The sequence below is a fragment of the Treponema sp. R6D11 genome (assembly GCF_054786075.1).
This window is the reverse complement of sequence record NZ_BDHD01000238.1, coordinates 1-2,238: the sequence shown is the minus strand read 5'-3', so window position 1 is coordinate 2,238 and position 2,238 is coordinate 1. Positions and strand designations below refer to the sequence as shown.

Sequence of the window (2,238 nt, the reverse complement as noted above, 5' to 3'; positions counted from 1 at the left end):
TGATTTGGCAAAAGGAGAATATAAGGAATTTTTAGAATATACGCTAAAAAGCAGAAATGAAAGAGATGAAATGTCTGCAATAGCCGGATATTTTGCCGAAGATAACTCAAAAAAAGGTGATGCCGCCATTCAAGATGAAGTTGACAAAGTTTTGCGTGATAAAGAACAATCTTTACAATTCAAAAACAAAAATGGCGACTGGAACGTATGCCGTTTCTTTTTTTCAAAATGCGCTTCCAACGCTTGATTTAAGATTAATTCCTGATAACCGGAAGAAAAAATCTGCGGGATTAATTCCATGTCCTGATGAAGTTCAAGGTCGTTTGAAAGAAGCGCATGATTTGCGGAAGAAGCTTCTTCCAGAGTAATGCCGCCGGAAAACTGCGGGTCAACAACTGTCAGATCATCGCCTATGCGAAGCTCAATTTCTTTATTTGTACTTTTTTTGTTAGGTTCTATTTTACTGAATGTTACCGATTTTCCTCGTTCTATTTGTCCGATTTTATATCTCACCAATTCCGTTTTTGTATCTGGCAGTATGGGATATTCGATGTGAACGCCTTTTACCAGTCCTTCATTAAATGCACGGATCGAATTTAAATCGTACACAAGATTTTCATAATCTTTTTTTGTAGTGCCGCCTGTTTTTATTTCTGGAAAAGTTGCTCCAAAACGAATTATTATTTGCGGGCAAAGATCTTCGGTCAAAATTTTCCATGCCTTATTTGTTTTGCTGAACCGATGCGGTTCGTCAATAATTACAATGGGTCGTGTAGCTTTAAGCCCGTCCATTGGACAACTGATATTTCCAAACAGAGTTGAGTCATAATCCGATTTACTCATTGAAGAAGACGAAAGCATTCCGACATTGAACAGTAATATATGTATATTTTTATCTTCAACAGCGGAAGCGTCACAAAAAGAGCGAAGGGCTTCTGGGATTTGTTTGCGTTTGCCTTTCTTGGCGTCAAAATCACCAGCGTTAATAATTCCCAGATGAATAGACTGGTTACCGAATTCCTGCCTGAAATGTTTATTCCAGTCGTCCGATGCGATTGACATTTTTACGCCTTCCTTAATCGCAACGCTTGGAACAAGTATTATAAATTTGAATAAACCGTACTTCTGCCGTAAACTGTGTATCAATCGGGTATATACATAAGTTTTACCCGTTCCAGTTTCCATTTTTACGTCAATAAATGGTGTATTATTGACAACAGGATTGGCATAAGTATTATCATTAGAAGAAATATTGTCAGGATTTATTGCATTGATTGCATTTTCAATTGCATCTAACTGGTATTGAAGCTTGTCAAGACGCATTAGTACCTCTCGATAAGGGTAGGCTGATTATCTAAATTTGTTTTAATATTTGTTCTTAATTCCCGCATGGCTTCAAATTCAAAAGAATAGGGATACACTACTATCGTATTAACCAACAATTTGTTTGTGCCAATTTGATTAAGCATATCTTTTAAGGCTTCTGTACCCCAACCCAAGTTGATCAAATAAACCGTCATCGATTCCCGGACATAGTGTGCTATATAGTTTCCAAAAGTGATTTCCTCCACAGGGGTATCAAAACGATAACCGTCATCAATTAACCAAGTTGTAAGAATGGTATCCAAACCGCTGGTTTCTGTTTTTTTGTACTCAAAAGGTTTTATCATGTCATCGGCAATGAGGTTTGTTTCTTCGGGATTAAATGAAACTATTTTTTCAAGTGTCTTTACTTCAGGTGTAACAAGGCGATAATGTTTGAAGCCAATATCCTTATCCCAGCCGTTAGTTTGCCTTACAAGATCACTTTCATAATCCGCAAGTATTTTTTCCCCGGCGAGTTCAATGCGTTTACGGGAAATTTCGTCAATGGTGTTGTACCCTGCTTTTCGTGCTTCTGAGTCGGGATTTGTTTTTTCGTCCAGTTGCACCATGATAAATTTGCGGTTACCGCCGTCTTCGGCGTTAAGTTGCAATACAGCATGGGCGGTCGTGGATGAGCCGGCGAAGAAGTCGAGGATGAGATCGGATTAATTTGTAGATAATTCTAAAACCCTCTTAATTGTAAAAACAGATTTTGGATAGTCAAAATAATTTTTTTCAAATAATTCTTTTATACTTTCAGTTCCCCTCTCATTTACGAATTCTTTATCATTCCAAATACTTCTTTGCATTTTTGTGGCTTTTCTATATTTTTGGACAATCATATAGCCACCATTTTGATTGATTTTTCCAAAT

The 2,238-nt window shown here is 37.1% G+C and carries 3 protein-coding genes; all 3 read right to left on the bottom strand.

Annotation, left to right across the window (positions count from 1 at the left end; genetic code table 11):
• Nucleotides 1-129: 129 nt before the first annotated feature.
• On the bottom strand, nucleotides 130-1,323 hold the full coding sequence (locus tag ACYVTD_RS11710; RefSeq protein ID WP_461247948.1) for a DEAD/DEAH box helicase family protein: 1,194 nt from the start codon (nucleotides 1,321-1,323) through the stop codon (nucleotides 130-132).
• Nucleotides 1,323-1,976 carry a hypothetical protein gene (locus tag ACYVTD_RS11705; protein WP_461247947.1) on the bottom strand — a complete coding sequence of 218 codons (654 nt, stop codon included), beginning with the start codon at nucleotides 1,974-1,976 and terminating at the stop codon, nucleotides 1,323-1,325. The genes ACYVTD_RS11710 and ACYVTD_RS11705 overlap by 1 nt, the downstream gene beginning before the upstream one ends.
• A 54-nt stretch (nucleotides 1,977-2,030) precedes the next feature.
• Nucleotides 2,031-2,238: hypothetical protein (locus tag ACYVTD_RS11700; RefSeq protein ID WP_461247946.1), on the bottom strand; the 208-nt coding region annotated here is incomplete at its 5' end.